This window comes from Aliirhizobium wenxiniae, assembly GCF_019511445.1.
GTDB lineage: Bacteria > Pseudomonadota > Alphaproteobacteria > Rhizobiales > Rhizobiaceae > Neorhizobium > Neorhizobium wenxiniae_A.
On the sequence record NZ_JAEUAN010000010.1, the window covers coordinates 46,366 to 61,018 of the forward strand.

The 14,653-nt window shown below is 60.7% G+C and carries 16 protein-coding genes; 1 reads left to right on the forward strand and 15 read right to left on the reverse strand.

All coding sequences use genetic code 11. The features are described from left to right. Window positions 1–85: 85 nt before the first annotated feature. The 9 genes from JNB91_RS13780 to JNB91_RS13820 form a co-directional block, all read right to left on the reverse strand. Window positions 86–940: a D-amino-acid transaminase gene (locus tag JNB91_RS13780; protein ID WP_220326092.1), complete on the reverse strand. Its 855-nt coding sequence runs from the start codon at window positions 938–940 to the stop codon at window positions 86–88. A gap of 72 nt (window positions 941–1,012) precedes the next feature. Beyond that, window positions 1,013–1,927, reverse strand: coding sequence for a LysR family transcriptional regulator (locus tag JNB91_RS13785; protein WP_220326093.1), 915 nt, complete (start codon window positions 1,925–1,927; stop codon window positions 1,013–1,015). Window positions 1,928–1,932: 5 nt separating this feature from the next. Then, window positions 1,933–2,592, reverse strand: a complete 660-nt coding sequence (locus tag JNB91_RS13790; protein WP_220326094.1) for an aspartate/glutamate racemase family protein — start codon at window positions 2,590–2,592, stop codon at window positions 1,933–1,935. Then, window positions 2,589–4,049: a dihydropyrimidinase gene (gene hydA, locus JNB91_RS13795; protein WP_220326095.1), complete on the reverse strand. Its 1,461-nt coding sequence runs from the start codon at window positions 4,047–4,049 to the stop codon at window positions 2,589–2,591. Before hydA ends, JNB91_RS13790 begins: the two co-directional genes overlap by 4 nt. Before the next feature lie 11 nt (window positions 4,050–4,060). Then, window positions 4,061–4,987, reverse strand: coding sequence for an N-carbamoyl-D-amino-acid hydrolase (locus JNB91_RS13800; protein ID WP_220326096.1), 927 nt, complete (start codon window positions 4,985–4,987; stop codon window positions 4,061–4,063). A 20-nt stretch (window positions 4,988–5,007) separates the two neighbouring features. Continuing rightward, complete coding sequence (locus JNB91_RS13805) at window positions 5,008–5,673, reverse strand: amino acid ABC transporter permease (protein ID WP_220326097.1); 666 nt, start codon at window positions 5,671–5,673, stop codon at window positions 5,008–5,010. A gap of 10 nt (window positions 5,674–5,683) precedes the next feature. Beyond that, entirely contained in the window at window positions 5,684–6,358 is a 675-nt protein-coding gene (locus tag JNB91_RS13810; RefSeq protein WP_220326098.1) for an amino acid ABC transporter permease, read from the reverse strand. A 5-nt stretch (window positions 6,359–6,363) separates the two neighbouring features. Then, on the reverse strand, window positions 6,364–7,107 hold the full coding sequence (locus tag JNB91_RS13815) for an amino acid ABC transporter ATP-binding protein (RefSeq protein ID WP_430736277.1): 744 nt from the start codon (window positions 7,105–7,107) through the stop codon (window positions 6,364–6,366). A 161-nt stretch (window positions 7,108–7,268) separates the two neighbouring features. Beyond that, window positions 7,269–8,120 carry a transporter substrate-binding domain-containing protein gene (locus JNB91_RS13820; RefSeq protein WP_220326099.1) on the reverse strand — a complete coding sequence of 284 codons (852 nt, stop codon included), beginning with the start codon at window positions 8,118–8,120 and terminating at the stop codon, window positions 7,269–7,271. 236 nt (window positions 8,121–8,356) lie between these two features. Between JNB91_RS13820 and JNB91_RS13825 the strand changes: the two genes are divergently transcribed. Further along, the gene (locus tag JNB91_RS13825; RefSeq protein ID WP_220326100.1) at window positions 8,357–8,578 is read left to right on the forward strand and encodes a hypothetical protein; all 222 of its coding nucleotides are present in this window, start codon (window positions 8,357–8,359) and stop codon (window positions 8,576–8,578) included. An 89-nt stretch (window positions 8,579–8,667) separates the two neighbouring features. Here the strand turns inward: JNB91_RS13825 and JNB91_RS13830 are convergent, their stop codons facing one another. The 6 genes from JNB91_RS13830 to JNB91_RS13855 all read right to left on the reverse strand — a co-directional run bounded on the left by JNB91_RS13830 (window position 8,668) and on the right by JNB91_RS13855 (window position 14,650). Next, the gene (locus JNB91_RS13830) at window positions 8,668–9,423 is read right to left on the reverse strand and encodes an SDR family NAD(P)-dependent oxidoreductase (protein WP_220326101.1); all 756 of its coding nucleotides are present in this window, start codon (window positions 9,421–9,423) and stop codon (window positions 8,668–8,670) included. Beyond that, window positions 9,416–10,300 (reverse strand): polysaccharide deacetylase family protein, encoded by an 885-nt coding sequence (locus JNB91_RS13835; RefSeq protein ID WP_220326102.1) that lies wholly within the window; start codon window positions 10,298–10,300, stop codon window positions 9,416–9,418. Before JNB91_RS13835 ends, JNB91_RS13830 begins: the two co-directional genes overlap by 8 nt. A gap of 22 nt (window positions 10,301–10,322) precedes the next feature. Then, complete coding sequence (locus JNB91_RS13840) at window positions 10,323–12,035, reverse strand: ABC transporter ATP-binding protein (protein WP_220326103.1); 1,713 nt, start codon at window positions 12,033–12,035, stop codon at window positions 10,323–10,325. Next, on the reverse strand, window positions 12,032–12,907 hold the full coding sequence (locus tag JNB91_RS13845; RefSeq protein ID WP_220326104.1) for an ABC transporter permease: 876 nt from the start codon (window positions 12,905–12,907) through the stop codon (window positions 12,032–12,034). Before JNB91_RS13845 ends, JNB91_RS13840 begins: the two co-directional genes overlap by 4 nt. After that, entirely contained in the window at window positions 12,907–13,878 is a 972-nt protein-coding gene (locus tag JNB91_RS13850) for an ABC transporter permease (protein WP_220326105.1), read from the reverse strand. The genes JNB91_RS13845 and JNB91_RS13850 overlap by 1 nt, the downstream gene beginning before the upstream one ends. 70 nt (window positions 13,879–13,948) lie before the next feature. Then, window positions 13,949–14,650, reverse strand: a complete 702-nt coding sequence (locus JNB91_RS13855) for a creatininase family protein (RefSeq protein ID WP_220326106.1) — start codon at window positions 14,648–14,650, stop codon at window positions 13,949–13,951. Between the last annotated feature and the right edge of the window lie 3 nt (window positions 14,651–14,653).

Consider the following 14,653-nt stretch of genomic DNA (forward strand, 5'->3'; position numbering starts at 1 on the left):
GAAGTGCTTGTATGGAAGCGGTTTGCAGAGCTGGAGACGAGCAAGCAGGGCTTCATCCTTGCTCGTCTCAAAGTGATACTTACGATCAGATGGCGCTGGCTGTTTTGTGCGCGATATAGAGCTCGCGCAGCTTCAAGGTCAGCGGCCCGGGCTTGCCGTCACCGACCGGCTGGCCGTCGATCACGGTGACCGGCAGGACGAAACTCGTTGCCGATGTGATGAAGGCTTCGGCGGCGGCCTTGGCTTCTTCCGGCGAGAACGGGCGCTGCTCATAAGGGATGCCGGCCTTGTCGGCGATATCGAGAACGCTGGCGCGGGTGATGCCGTGCAGAATGGCATTCGACAGCGGCCGGGTGATCAGCTTGCCGCTCTTGTCGATGATATGGGCGGTCGCCGAGCTTGCTTCGGTAACGAAACCATCTTCCACCAGCCACGCATCATCGGCGCCTTTTTCCATCGCCTGCATCTTGGCCATCGATGGGTAAAGCAGTTGCACCGTCTTGATGTCGCGGCGCTCCCAGCGCCAGTCCGGCAGCAGCGCCACGGACATGCCGGTTTTCACCTTGGGGTTTTCGATCACCGATTTCGCCTGGGTGAAGAGAACCAGCGTCGGCTTCGGTTGCTTCGGGAAGGCGAAGTCGCGGTCGGCGGCGCCGCGGGAAATCTGCAGGTAGATCAGGCCTTCGGTCAGATCGTTGCGACGGACGATCTCGCGATGGACTTCCAGCAGTTCTTCGGTCGAGATCGGCAATTCGATACCCAGTTCGGTGATCGAGCGCTTCAGGCGGGCGGAATGACCGTCATATTCCAGGAGCTTGCCGCCGATGACGCCGGTTACTTCATAGATCGCATCGGCAAACAGAAAGCCGCGATCGAAAATGGAAACCTTGGCATCGGCTTCAGGCAGCCATTCGCCATTGAGATAGACGATACGGGACAAGACGGATTCTCCTTCAGGATGATGAGTGGCGGTCAGCAAATGCTGTGCAGCGCCGATAAGGCAAAATAGGGATCACAGCACATCGCCGACGGCTCGTTTCAATTCGGCGATGAAACCATGCAACAGGCGCGAGCGCGGAACGCCCTTGCGGGTAATCATGACCGCCGGAATTTCGCAGGGCGGCTGGAAGGGAAGCTGCACCAGGCCTTCGGACGGCTGATAGGCGGCGCTATAGGGATCGATGATCGCGGCACCGACGCCTGCACCGGCAAGAACCGCTGCGGTTGCGCAATAACGGACTTCGACGCGCGGCTCATAGGTCATGCCGTCGCGCTCGAAGGCGTCGCGCAGCATCTGGCCCATGCGCGATTCGACCTCCAGGCCGATGAAACCGTGCTCGGTCAGATCGTTGACCGTCACTTCCTGACGTGCCGCGACCTCGTGTTCCTTCGGCACCAGAGCGACCATGTGGGTGCGCGCCAAGACCTCGACATTGACCGACGGGTGACGCTCCAGCGCGATGGCGAGCCCGATATCGGCAGCGCCGCTCTGGACGGCATCGATGACGTGTTCGAGGCGGCGCACGTCGTAGGCGACCGAGACATCCGGCCGGTCCTTGAGAAAGCGTGCGAGCGCCATCGGCGCGACCGTATTGCCGAGCGGTGGCGTCGACATGATCCGCAACCGGCCCGACGTGCCATGCCTGATCGAGCGGGCCCGAGCGGAAAAATTGCGCAACATGCTGAAGACCGGGCGGACTTCCTCGAACAGGAGTAGTGCTTCCTCTGTCGGTTCCAGCCGCCGGTGCAGGCGTTCGAACAGGGTCACGCCAAGCTGATTTTCGAGCTGGCGGATGCCGTTCGATACGGCAGGCTGGGAGATACCCAGCTGCTCGGCGGCCTCTACTGTGGTCTCGCAACGCATCATCGCGCCGAAGATTTCGAGTAGGCGCAGCGAGATATCCGGCTTGTGCTCGATTTCGGTCATGGCTGTCAGGTCAAAACTGCGCCGAGCGCCATGGCAACGGCCGCCTGGGTCGGGTCGATGACGCGGATGCCGAGTTCCTCCTCCAGCCGGCGGCGGTGGCCGGACATGCCGGCGCAGCCGAGCACGACGGCACCGGCGCCCATCTGGCGCAGTTTCGTACCGGCCTTGAGCAGTGCCAAATAGCTCTCCTCGCCGTGGCCACTTTCCGCAACGCTGATCGAACCTTCGAGCGCGACCTCACCGGCAAGCCTGCCATCGACACCGAGGCGGCGAAGATTGCGCAGGTGGCGCGGGATCGAGCCTTCCGCAACGGCGATAACACCGAAGAGATCGGCAAGCGCCAGTGCACTCAATACTCCGGCGTCCTGAATGCCATAAACGGGCTTGGTCGTGATCGACCGGGCGAGATCGAGGCCGGGCTGCGAATAGCAGGCCAGCACATAGGCGGACGCATCCGGCCGGCTTTCGATCAGATCGGCCGTGCGAAGCGAAGCCTCATCGACATGGCGCTGAGTGACGACGCCGGGCGGGCCTTCCTTGATTGTGACGCATTCGATCAGCGGGCCGCCGGGAAACTGCATGCCGGCAAGCGCCTCGCGAAGGCCTTCGGTGACGCTTTCGGAACTGTTCGGATTGATGACGAGGATCGGCCCGATAGTGCTCATGGTGCGATCTCCACGCCGAAATTCTGTGCCGGATCCAGTTCCTTGGCACGGTAACCGGGCTTGCCGGTCAGGTCGACCGGGTTACGGGCGATGAAGCGGCCACGGCCGCGCTCCGCCTTCAACTCGCCGTTCTCGACGATGACATCGCCGCGGCTCATGGTCAGAACCGGCCAGCCTTCGATCTCCATGCCCTCGAAGGGCGTGTAGTCCATATTGTCATGCTGGTCGGCAAGCGTTGCCGTGCGGCGGGCTTCAGGGTCCCAGATGGCGATGTCGGCATCGAAACCGGGAGCGATCGTGCCTTTCTTGGCAACGCCGAATGTCTTGGCGGCGTTCGTGCTTGAGAGCGCGACGAACTGCTGCAGCGTAATGCGGCCCTTGGCGACACCCTCGGAGAACAGATAGGGTAGGCGCATGGCAATGCCGGGCATGCCGTTGGCAATCCTGGGGTAGGGCGCATCCGCGCCATTGGCGAACTTGCCTGTGGCATCGAAGCGGTAAGGCGCGTGATCGGAGGACACGCTTTCGAACGTGCCGGACTGCACATGCCGCCAGAGTGCGGCCTGGGTTGCCGCATCGCGCACCGGCGGCGAGCAGATGAATTTCGCGCCTTCCATGCCCGGCCGGTCGAGGTCCTCGCGGGTCAGCGCCAGATATTGCGGGCAGGTTTCGGCAAACAGTTTCGTGCCTGCAAGCTTTTCCCGCTGGACAATGGCGGCACCGCCAGCCGTCGAGACATGGACGATGAAGAGCGCGGCATCGACGAGTTTCGCCAGCGAGACGGCGCGGTTGATCGCTTCTTCTTCCGCGAGTTCCGGGCGGCTGATCGCATGATATTTCGGCGCGGTGAGGCCGGAAGCGGCCAGCCGCTTGTTCATCCACTTGACCATGTCATTGTTTTCGGCATGGACCATGGTCAGCGCGCCATGGGTTTTCGCCACTGTCAGGATATCGAGCATGCCGCCGTCGCCGATATTCATCAGGTCATAGGTCATGAATACCTTGAAGGAGGTGATGCCGCGGGCAAAGACGCCGGGCAGCTCTTCCAGTACGGCAGCTGACGGGTCGGAAATGATCAGGTGGTAGGAATAGTCGAGCACCGATTGCGGTGCCGCGCGGCCGTCATAGGTTGCTATGACATCGGCGATCGACTGGCCGCGATGCTGTGCCGCAAACGGAATGAAGGAGGAATTGCCACCGAAAGCGGCGGAGACAGAGCCCGAATAATAGTCGTCGGCGGACATCAGGCCGCTCGAACTTTCCTGGGCGATATGGGCATGCGCCTCGATGCCGCCCGGAACCACCAGCTTGCCACTCGCATCGATGCGGCGCTGACCGCCGGCGATCTTTTCGCCGATTGCAGCGATGCGGCCGTCGATGATGCCGATATCGGCATTAAAGACATCGGATGCGGTGGCGATGCGGCCGCCATGGATGACGGTATCGAACTCTGTCATGACGCTGTTCCTCACACTTCGACAATGACGCCGGTCTGGCTCGTGATGCGGCCATAGTGTTCGATACGACGATGGCGTTCGAAATCAAAGATCGTCTTCTTGCCGAAGTCGCATTTGGCAAAATCGCATTCGGCGATGATCAGCTCGTCCTCTTCGGTGACGGCCTTTGCCAGGATGAAGCCGTCCGGATCGACGATGATCGAGCCGCCCATCAGCGGATGACCGTCCTCGACGCCCGCCTTGGCAATACCGGCGACATAGGTCGCGTTCTGGTAGGCGCCGGCCTGCAGCGAGAGTTCCGAGTGGAACAGCCGCTTTTCCAGGCCCTCGGCGCTCATCTGGGCATTCACCGACGGCGTGTTGTAGCCGATCGTTACCAGTTCAACGCCCTGCAGGCCGAGGCAACGGAAGGTTTCCGGCCAGCGGCGGTCGTTGCAGATCGCCATGCCCATGATGACGCCTTCGTTGCGCCAGACATTGAAGCCCAGGTCGCCGGGTTCGAAATAGCGCTTTTCGAGATGCTGGAAGGCACGTTCGGTATCGTATTCGGAATGACCCGGAAGATGGACCTTGCGATATTTGCCGACGATATTGGCCTGCCGGTCGGTGATGATCGAGGTGTTGTAATAGTGTCCGTCCGGGGTTTTTTCGGCGTAACCGAAGGTGATTGCGATATTGAGTTCGCGGGCGCGGTCGAAGAGCGGCTTGGTGGCCGCATTCGGCATTTCCGTTTCGAACCAGAAATCGATCTCGGCCTGATCCTCCATATACCAGCGGGGGAAGAAGGTGGTGAGCGCCAGTTCCGGGTAGACGACCAGATCGGCACCCTTTCCGGCGGCTTCTTCGAGCAGGGCTATCATGCGCTTGACGACGCTTTCGCGGCTATCGGCCTTCTGGATGGCGCCGAGTTGAGCACCTGCAATCTTCATGACGGTCATCGGGGTTCCTTTCGAAGCGATCAGGCGGCCAGACGCCGCTGGAAATGGCTGACGAGGCGCACCAGCGGCCACAGCAGCACGAGATAAAAGAGAGCGGCCAGCACCAGCGGCGAGGCATTGTAGGTGACCGAGCGGGCCATGCCGGCATTGTAGAGAAGCTCGGACAGCGAGATGACGGAGGCGAGCGAGGTGAGTTTCACCACCTCTACCGTGTTCGACAGCAGGTCCGGCAGGACATTGCGCATCGCCTGCGGCAGCACGACATGGATCAGCGTCTGCGTAGGGCTGAGGCCCGTCGATTGCGCCGCTTCCCACTGGCCTTTCGCAACGGAGATGAGGCCGGCGCGATAGACCTCCGCATAATAGGAGGAATTGTTGAGCAGGAAGGCAATGACGACCGCGGCAAAGGGCGAGATGTTGATGCCGGCAAAGGGCAGGCCGGCATAGATGAAGATCAACAGCACCAGCGGCGGCAGCGCCCGGAACAGGTCGGTATAGGCAATCGAGATAAAGCGCAGCCAGCGGCGCTCGCTCATGTTGCCGAGTGCGACGAACAGGCCGCCGATTAGGCCGAGCAGGATGACGGCGCTGCAGAGCTGCAATGTCATCCAAAGGCCGGTGAGCAGCAGCGGCAGCGATTTGCGCATGATCTCGATATTGAAGAACTGATCGATGAAAATATCCATGTCCGGCCTCCTACCGCTTCTTCCAGGCGGTGCGGCTTTCCAGCCAGCGGGCGACGACGACCATCGGCAGGAAGATCACCAGATAGGCGACGACCGACATGGTGAGCGGCGTGGCGCTGCCGGAAAAACTCTGCGCCGTCGTGGCGCTCGACAGGATTTCCGAGACACCGATGGCAGAGCCGAGCGCCGTCATCTTGGTGATTGCCAGAACGCGGTTGACGAGCGGCGGAATGGCGAGCCGCACGGCCTGGGGCAGGGCGACATAGGCGAGTGTGCGGGTAAATCCGAGGCCCGTGGCAATGCCGGCTTCCCACTGGCCTTTTTCGACCGATGAAAAACCGGCCCAGAAGATTTCCTCTGCAAAGGCGGCCAGCGTCGCGGCCAGCACGATGAACAGCACCATCGGTCCAGAGAGCTGGATACCGATCGAGGGAAAGCCGAAATAGAGGATCAGGATGACGACGAGCGGCGGCAGGGCGCGAAAGATATCGGCATAGCAGATGATGAAGAAATTCAACGCCCTGATGCGATAGCTGCGCAGGCAGGCGAGCGCCAGGCCTCCCAAAATGCCGGCGACGATGACGGCTGCGGCGATCTGCAGCGTCACCCAGACGCCCGCGATGATATCCGGCGTATATTGCGCCATCACCACCGGGTTGAAGAAGGTTTGCAGAAACCGGTCCATGGCTGTTACCCGGAAACGCGCGAGAGGAAGGCGCGGGTGCGCTCGGCCTTCGGCGCGCCGAAAATCTCGTCCGGCGTGCCCTGCTCGACCACGACGCCACCATCCATGAAGACGACGCGATCGGCAGTTTCGCGTGCAAAGCCCATTTCGTGGCTGACGACGACCATCGTCATGCCCTTGGATTTCAGGTCCTTCATAACTTTCAGGACTGAGCCGACCAGTTCCGGGTCAAGCGCGGAGGTCGGCTCGTCGAACAGCATGACCTTCGGATCGAGCGCTAGCGAGCGGGCGATCGCGACGCGCTGTTGCTGACCGCCGGAGAGTTCGCCCGGATAGGCATCCGCCTTGTGCGCCATGCCGACCTGTTCCAGCATGTCGATTGCGCGTGCATCCGCCTCGGCCTTTGTGCGCTTCAGCGCCTTGCGCTGGGCAAGCGTGACATTCTTCAGCACGGTCATATGCGGATAAAGGTGAAAGCCCTGGAAGACCATGCCGATCTGCAGCCGCATGCGGTCGAGATCGCGGCGGGTGCCGGCCATGATATTGCGGCCATCGACGATAATGTCGCCGGATGTCGGTTCTTCGAGACGATTGCAGCAGCGCAGCATCGTGCTTTTGCCGGAACCGGACGGGCCGATGACGAAGACGAGTTCGCCCTCCGCAACCTTGAGATCGATCTTCTTCAGAATGGTGTTGGGACCGAAGCGCTTTTCCAGCGAGACGATTTCCAGCATGGGGCGATTGGCCATTCAGGCTACTCCGGCAGGCACGGTGCAGGGCGGGATGGCTGATGCGATGTTAGCCGCTAGCGAGCCCGCGTGGATACGACCTGCAGCGGCCGGTCGTATCTTGGTCTGTAAAAGAGTGCGGACAGGCGAGTGGGAGGCCCCGCCCGTCCACGATGCAAGGATTACTTCAGGTTCTCACAGGACGCCTTGTGGTCATCGTCCTTGTAACCTTCGAAGCCCGGCACGCCGAAACCCTTGGTCGGGGTAGCGATCGTCGTGCCGGCAACCGGCGTGACGCCGAACCATTTTTCGGAAAGCTTGGCCATGGAACCGTCCAGCTTCAGGCATTCGATGGCGCGATCCACCAGATCGCGGTTTTCCTCATCGCCCTTCCGGAAGGAAAGCGCCCATACGAGGCCGGTCTGATATTCGAAGGACAGTTTCAGGCGCGGGTTCTGCTTGACCGACCATGCGGCAACGGTGTTGCCTGCGAGATTGGCATCGGCACGCCCGGCCATCACGGCTGCGACGGCATCCGTATTGGTGCCATAGCTTTCGACCTTCCAGCCGAATTCCTTTTCCTTCTCGCGAAGGAAGCTGTCATAGGCAGAGCCCTTGTTGACGGCGATCGTCTTGCCCTTGAAGTCTTCGAGCGTCTTGTATTCCGGGGCATTGGCCGGGACGACGAAGCCGAAATTCGTATCCATGAAGCCTTCGGTGAAGAGAAGGTTGGCGGCGCGCTCCTTGTTGACCGTTACCGGCGCCACGAGAAAATCGTAGGTGCCGGCCTGAAGCGCCGGGATCAGGCCCGAAAACTGGGCGCCGGTCAGATCGACCTTCTTGCCGAGACGTTCACCGATCAAGTCGGCCATATCGACGTTAAAACCTTCGATCTTGCCATCGAGGGTCGGCATGGCATGCGGCGCAAAGGTCGCGTCGATCGCGGTTTTGATTGGGTCGCCGAGTGCGAAAGCTGAACTGCAGGCAAAAAGTGCCGATAAGCCGACAATGCCGGCCTTTATAAAGGATTTCATCGATGTTCTCCTACTGGTGGTCCGGGCCTTTAGCGACCCTTGTTGCCCTCATAGTTCCATCGAAAATTCCGCACTGCAATATAATTTATTATTATAATCGAATTAGAATTATATGAATTTTGAATACGACCGCATGACTTCAAACGGAATATGCCTCCTAGAGGCAAAGCCGGTTCAAAGCTTGCCTTGCGCGCTGTTTGCTTTAGATGGAAGCCGCAACCGAAGGAGCACCGGATATGGACGACACGATCGAAATCGGCAATCGCGGAGACTTCGGCCTCTGGGCAATCGAAGTTGCAAAACAGCTTGTTGCCGATCAAGGCTTTGAGCTCGCCCGCGCCGCGCGCGACGGAAATGATGACGATGTTCGTGCCGCCGGAAACGCGCTCGGCCAGGCCATCACCAATGCGCTGATGGAAGTTTATGACGGCCTGACGGAAGGCGTAGAGGACGAATAATTCAGGGAGGCTTTCTCATTTTTCTTGCAAATCGGCCGAGTAAGCCAGGCATATGGCTCACCAGGCTCGCATTGTGACAGCCGGCTGGTTCACCGCACCCATTGCATGCCATCGATCTGGATATCCTGGCCAGTGATGAAATTGGGCTCCGCAGTTGCCAGAAAAGTCACGACGCTTGCAACATCCTGCGGGGTTCCCACGCGTCCGAGAGAGATCCCGGCAACAAGGCTCGCCTCGCGGGCGTCGATCATGGCGTTTGAGCGTTCGGTCTTGATGACGCCGGGGCAGACGGCGTTGACGACGATCTCCGGTGCAAGTTCCTTTGCCAGCGCCTTCGTCATGCCGATGATACCGGCCTTGGCGGCAGTGTAGGAGAACTTGCTGACAGCGCTGGTGACACCGCCGGTATGGGCGTTCATAGACGACATGTTGATGATCCGACCGCCACCACTGCGGCGCATCACTGGCACGGTCGACTGGATATAATTGAACGCGCCCTTGAGGTTGATGGCGATCGTATCGTCGAATTCCTGTTCGGAAATCTCTTCTATCCCCTTCGACATCGAACGGCCGGCATTGTTGAAGAGGACGTCGATTCGGCCCCATTCATGATCAACCTCGGCGACGATTTCGGCAGCGCGGGCGTGATCGCTGACGTCGGCGGTAAAGGTCAGGGCTTCCCGACCGAGGTCACGGATTTCCATAGCCGTGCGCGCAAGATCATCCTCGATCAGATCGACGAGGACGATATCGAAGGCGTGGCGGGCAAGATCGAGAGCGCAGGCCCGCCCGATGCCGCGACCGCTCCCGGTGACGATCGCGACTTGTCTTTGTCCGTCAGACACCGGATGCCTCCTTCACGAAACGGGCGATATCCGCATGGGTGGCAAACCAGACATCGTCATGGGACTGGATATGGCGGATCAACTCTTCGAGAATGAATATGCGGGAGCGATAACCTGTTACATGCGGGTGCATGGTCAGCAGGAAAAGCCCGTCTTCCTGATAGGCGCGGTCGAATTCGCGCTTGAATATGTCGAGAACAGCGGTTGGCGGGGTGTAAGGCCTGAGCGCGGTGAAGCGGTTCATATTGAAATAGACTGCGTCGTCACGGATCCATTCGACCGGCAGTTCCACCATGCTGGTTGCCTCGCCTTCCTCGATCAGTTCGTAAGGGTCGTCATCCGCCATCAGCGAGGAATCGTAGATTAGGCCCAGTTCGCGTTCGATCTGCAACGTGACCGAGGAAAAATCCCAGGAGGGCGTGCGCATGCCGACGGGGCGGATGCCTGCGATCTTTTCCAATGTATCGGCGGCGCGAAAATGCAGTTCACGCTCCTTTTCCGGCGGCACTTTGGTGTTCACCTCATGGATCCAGCCATGCAGGCCGATCTCGTGGCCTTCGGCAATGACGCGCCGCTGTTCGTCGGGATAGAGTAGAGCAGTGACGGCCGGAACGAAGAAGGTCGCTGGCACCGAGGCGGCGGAAAGCGTTTCAAGAATACGCGGCACGCCCTTGCGATTGCCGTACTGGCCTTGTGACATGCGGCCGATGGATTCGCCACCGTCACGCAATTCGTTGGTCTCGTGGTCGCTGTCGAAGGAAAGAGCCACGGCGCAGCGCGCGCCACCCTTCCAGGCCTTCGGCTTTAGCGAGCGGCCAGCGCGGACCTTTTCGACCTTGCCGCGCCAGATTTGCTCATCCCATTCCCATGGTTCCATATGCCTTATCCTCCAATGATGATTATGCCGCTGTCGGCAAAACGGGGACGGCTGCCAGCAGCCGCTTTGTGTAGTCGTGTTGCGGGTTGTCGTAGATGGTCGCCGCACCGCCTTCCTCAACGATCCGGCCGCGATACATGATCGCCACCCGATCGCAGAGATGCCGTACGACCGAAAGGTCATGGCTGATGAAGATCAGCGACAGATCGAGCTCGGAACGCAGGCGGATCAGCAGGTTGATGATCTGCGCCTGGATCGAGACATCGAGCGAGGCGACCGGTTCGTCGCAGACGACGACATCCGGCTGCATGGCGAGTGCGCGCGCGATCGCGATACGCTGGCGCTGCCCGCCGGAAAACTGGTGCGGGAAACGATTGGCGAAGGACGGATCGAGCCCGACCGCCGACAGCCATTGCCCGACATAGGCCGGTGCTTCTGCGCGGGAGACGAGCTTGTGCGCGAGTGGGCCTTCCGCAACGATGTCGCCGACGCGCATGCGGCTGTTGAGCGAGGCGAACGGGTCCTGAAAGATGGTCTGGATGCGGGTCGTGACCTTGCGCGGATTGCGGCCATTGCTCATCACCGGCTTGCCGGCGAGATGAACGGTGCCGGATGTCGGCACGGTGATGCCGGCCGCCATGCGCCCGAGCGTCGATTTACCTGAACCGGATTCTCCGACAAGGCCAAGCACCTCGCCTCGTTTCAGGGTGATCGAGACACCATCCACGGCCCGCACGACGGTCTGTGGCTGAGCAATGCCGGAGCGGATTGCAAGGTTCCTGAACAACCCTGCCGGTTTTTCGAAGCGTTTGACCGCGGCATCTATCACCAGATACGGACTGCCGAGCGGCGGAAGGTCGCTTGTGGCGTTCTTGCGGTGTGGCGGTGCCGCATCCGCGATACCGCTGCCGCGCAGCAGAAGCTCACCCGGCTTTGCCCGGGATGGCAGGGCGTCGAGCAGGGCCTTGGTGTAGTCGTGCTGCGGTCTGGTCAGTACTCCGAGAGCAGGGCCGATCTCGACGATCTTGCCGAAGCGCATGACGGCCACCCGGTCGGCAATCGATGATACGGTCGCCAGATCGTGGCTGATCCAGATCAGCGCCGTGCCGAGTTCGGCCACCAGTTCCTTCATTTCCGCGAGAATTTCCGCCTGGATCGACACGTCGAGCGCGGTCGTCGGTTCGTCGCAGATGATGAGTTTCGGGCGGTGGAGAAGCGCGATCGCGATCGCTACGCGCTGGCGCATGCCGCCTGAAAACTGATGCGGGAAGAAATCGATCTTGCGCTCAGGCTCAGTGATGCGAACTTGTGCCAGCGCCTTGATCGCCCTTTCGCGCGCTTCCGCCGCGCTGATCCTTTCATGGGCTTCGAGCGCAAGCTTAATCTGGGTTCCTATGCTGAGCACTGGGTTCAGCGTCATCATCGGATCCTGAAAAACCATGGAAATGGTTTTGCCGCGGATGGCCCGCAGTTCATGCGGGGCAAGACCGATCAGTTCGCGGCCCTCAAGCCTGATCGAACCCTCGACGATCCTTCCCGGTTCATCGATGAGGCCGATGATGGAAAAACCCGTGATCGACTTTCCCGAGCCGGATTCACCGACCAGACCCAAAACTTCGCCGGGTGCCAGCGAGAAGGAGACGCCGTCGACGGCCTTGACCTCGCCCTTGCCACTTGGGAACCAGGTGCGGAGATTGGAGACTTCGAGAAGAGGTGCTGTGGTTTCTGCGGTCATCGGCGAAGCCTCGGGTTAAGCTGGTCGCGGATCTGGTCACCGACGAGATTGAGCGAAACGATGAACAGGATCAGCGCCACGCCGGGATAGATCGAGATCCAGTAACGGCCGGAGAGGAGGTACTGGAAGCCGTTGGCAATCAGCATGCCGAGTGACGGTTCGGTGGGCGGCAGTCCGACACCGAGGAAGGAGAGCGTCGCTTCCAGAGAAATTGCGCTTGCGACCTGAACGGTAGCCACGACGATCAATGGCGGCAGGGAGTTTGGCAGGATGTGTCGCAGCACCACCCGCAATGGAGAAAGCGGTATGGAGAGCGCAGCCTCGACATAGTCCTTCTGCCGTTCGGCCGATGCCGCGCCATGGGCTGTGCGGGCGAAATAGGCGTATTGGGCGAAGATCAATGCGAGGATCAGTTGGTAGCGTCCCTGTCCGAGAACGGCGGCGATGACGAAGGCCAGCAGGATGGCCGGAAACGAAAGCTGCAGATCGACGATCCGCATGACGAGGCTTTCGAAACGCCCGCCGATATAGGCGGCAGCGCAGCCGACGACCGCGCCGATAACCAAGGCGACGCCGCCGGCTATCACGCCCATCTGCAGCGAGATGCGCAGGCCGTAGATGATGGCTGAGAGCAGGTCGCGCCCCTGCGAATCCGTGCCGAGCCAATGGGTGTATCCGCCCGTGCCGACATAACCCGGCGGCCTTCTCGCATCACGCAGCACGAGATGGGCAAGATCGTAAGGGTTCTGCGGGGTCACCAGCGGGGCGATGAGCGCGATGACGACGATCAGGCCGACAACGATGGCCGCGCCGGCGGCGACCTTGTTGCGTCTGAATTCTTCGAGGAACCGGAAAAATGGCGTGTCGCGCATCAGGCTCTTCCCTTCCGCAGGCGCGGGTCGAGCAGCGCATAGGTGAGGTCGACCACGAGATTGATGACGATGAACAGCATGGCGACCAGCATCAGATAGGCGACCATGACGGGGCGATCGAGCGAGGTGATGCTGTCGATGATGAGCTTGCCGAGGCCGGGCCAGGAGAAGATCGTTTCGGTGACAACCGCGAAGGCGAGCGTCGAGCCGAGTTCCAGGCCGAAGACGGTGACGAGCGGAATGGAAATCAATCTCAGCACATGCCGGCTAAGGATGGTGAATTCCGAAATGCCGGCCGCGCGGGCGAATTTGACCGTGTCGCTCAGCATCAGTTCGCGCGTGCCGGCGCGTGCCAGGCGGATCATCAGCGAAAACTTGAAAAGCGCGAGGTTGAGCGCCGGCAGGATCATGTGCGACAGGCCGTCTGCCGTTAGGAAGCTGAAGTCGACGCCGAACAGGCTTACCGTATCACCGCGCCCGCCGGCCGGCATGCAGCCGCATTGCACGGCAAACAGCATGATCAGCATCAAGCCGAACCAGAAGGTTGGCACGGAAAAGCCGAGAATGGAGAGCGCCATGATGGCGCGCGACACCTGGCTGTGCGGTCGATAACCTGCATACATGCCGATCGGAATGCCGACGAGGCTGGCGAACAGGACGGCTGCCAGCGTCAGTTCCAGCGTCGCCGGCAGGCGCGACAGGATCAACTCGCTGACCGGCATGTTGTAAACGAAGGACCGGCCGAAATCGCCTTCGAGCACCCGGCCGAGGAAGCCGAAATATTGCTGCCAGAGCGGCAGGTCCAAGCCGTATTGCGCGATGACGGCGGCGCGGATGTCCTGTGTCGCGTCTGGCGAAATCAGCACGTCGATCGGATTGCCGACGGCATAAACGCCGCAGAAAACCAGCGCCGACATGGCCAGTACGACGACTGCCGCCTGCCAGAGCCTTTGCAAGATGAAGCCCAACATCTGTTCCCGTTCTCCCGTCTTCTGCGGGTTCAAAATGCGGCGCGCATTCGCGCGCCGTTGATGGTGGCGTTCAGTGCCAGTCGTTTTCCAGAAGCTCGCGGGTCTCTGCGACCGCGACTTCCCAGATCGCCAGCATGTCCTCGTCCGGGCGCTGGTAGAGGCCGTGATAGTTGCCGTCGCCGAGAAGCGTGCGCTTGCGGGCGGTATCGACCCGCGAAAGCGCTGCAAAATCGATCCGCGGTTTCTGTGTCGATGGCTGGCGCGGATCGTCGGTGCGCGTCCATGGGAAATTCTCCATCCAGGATGCATGAGAGGCGGCCGGATCGGTTTCGAGGACTTTCGCCATCGTTTTGGGTGCGCGCCACCAGTCATGGAATTTCACCGATGCGTCGGGGTGATCGTTCAGCCATTCGGAGATCACCGTCATTGCCGGCGTATTGCCGCCATGGCCGTTGACGACGAGGATGCGGCGAAAACCGGAGCGATACATGCTGTCGAGAAGATCGCGAATGACGCCGATATAGGTTGCGAGCGACAGGGTAAGCGTGCCGGGAAAGCTCGCGAAGGACGAAGCGAGGCCGTAGGGCAGGGCCGGAAAGACAGGAACGCCCAGAGGTTCGGCCGCGTCGACGGACACTTTCTCCGCGAGGATCATGTCAGTTGCGAGGCTGAGATAGGCGTGCTGCTCGACGCTGCCGATCGGCAAAATGCAACGATCGTCATCGGCGGTTCGCGTCTCCACCTGCATCCAGTTCATATCCGCGATCTTCACTTA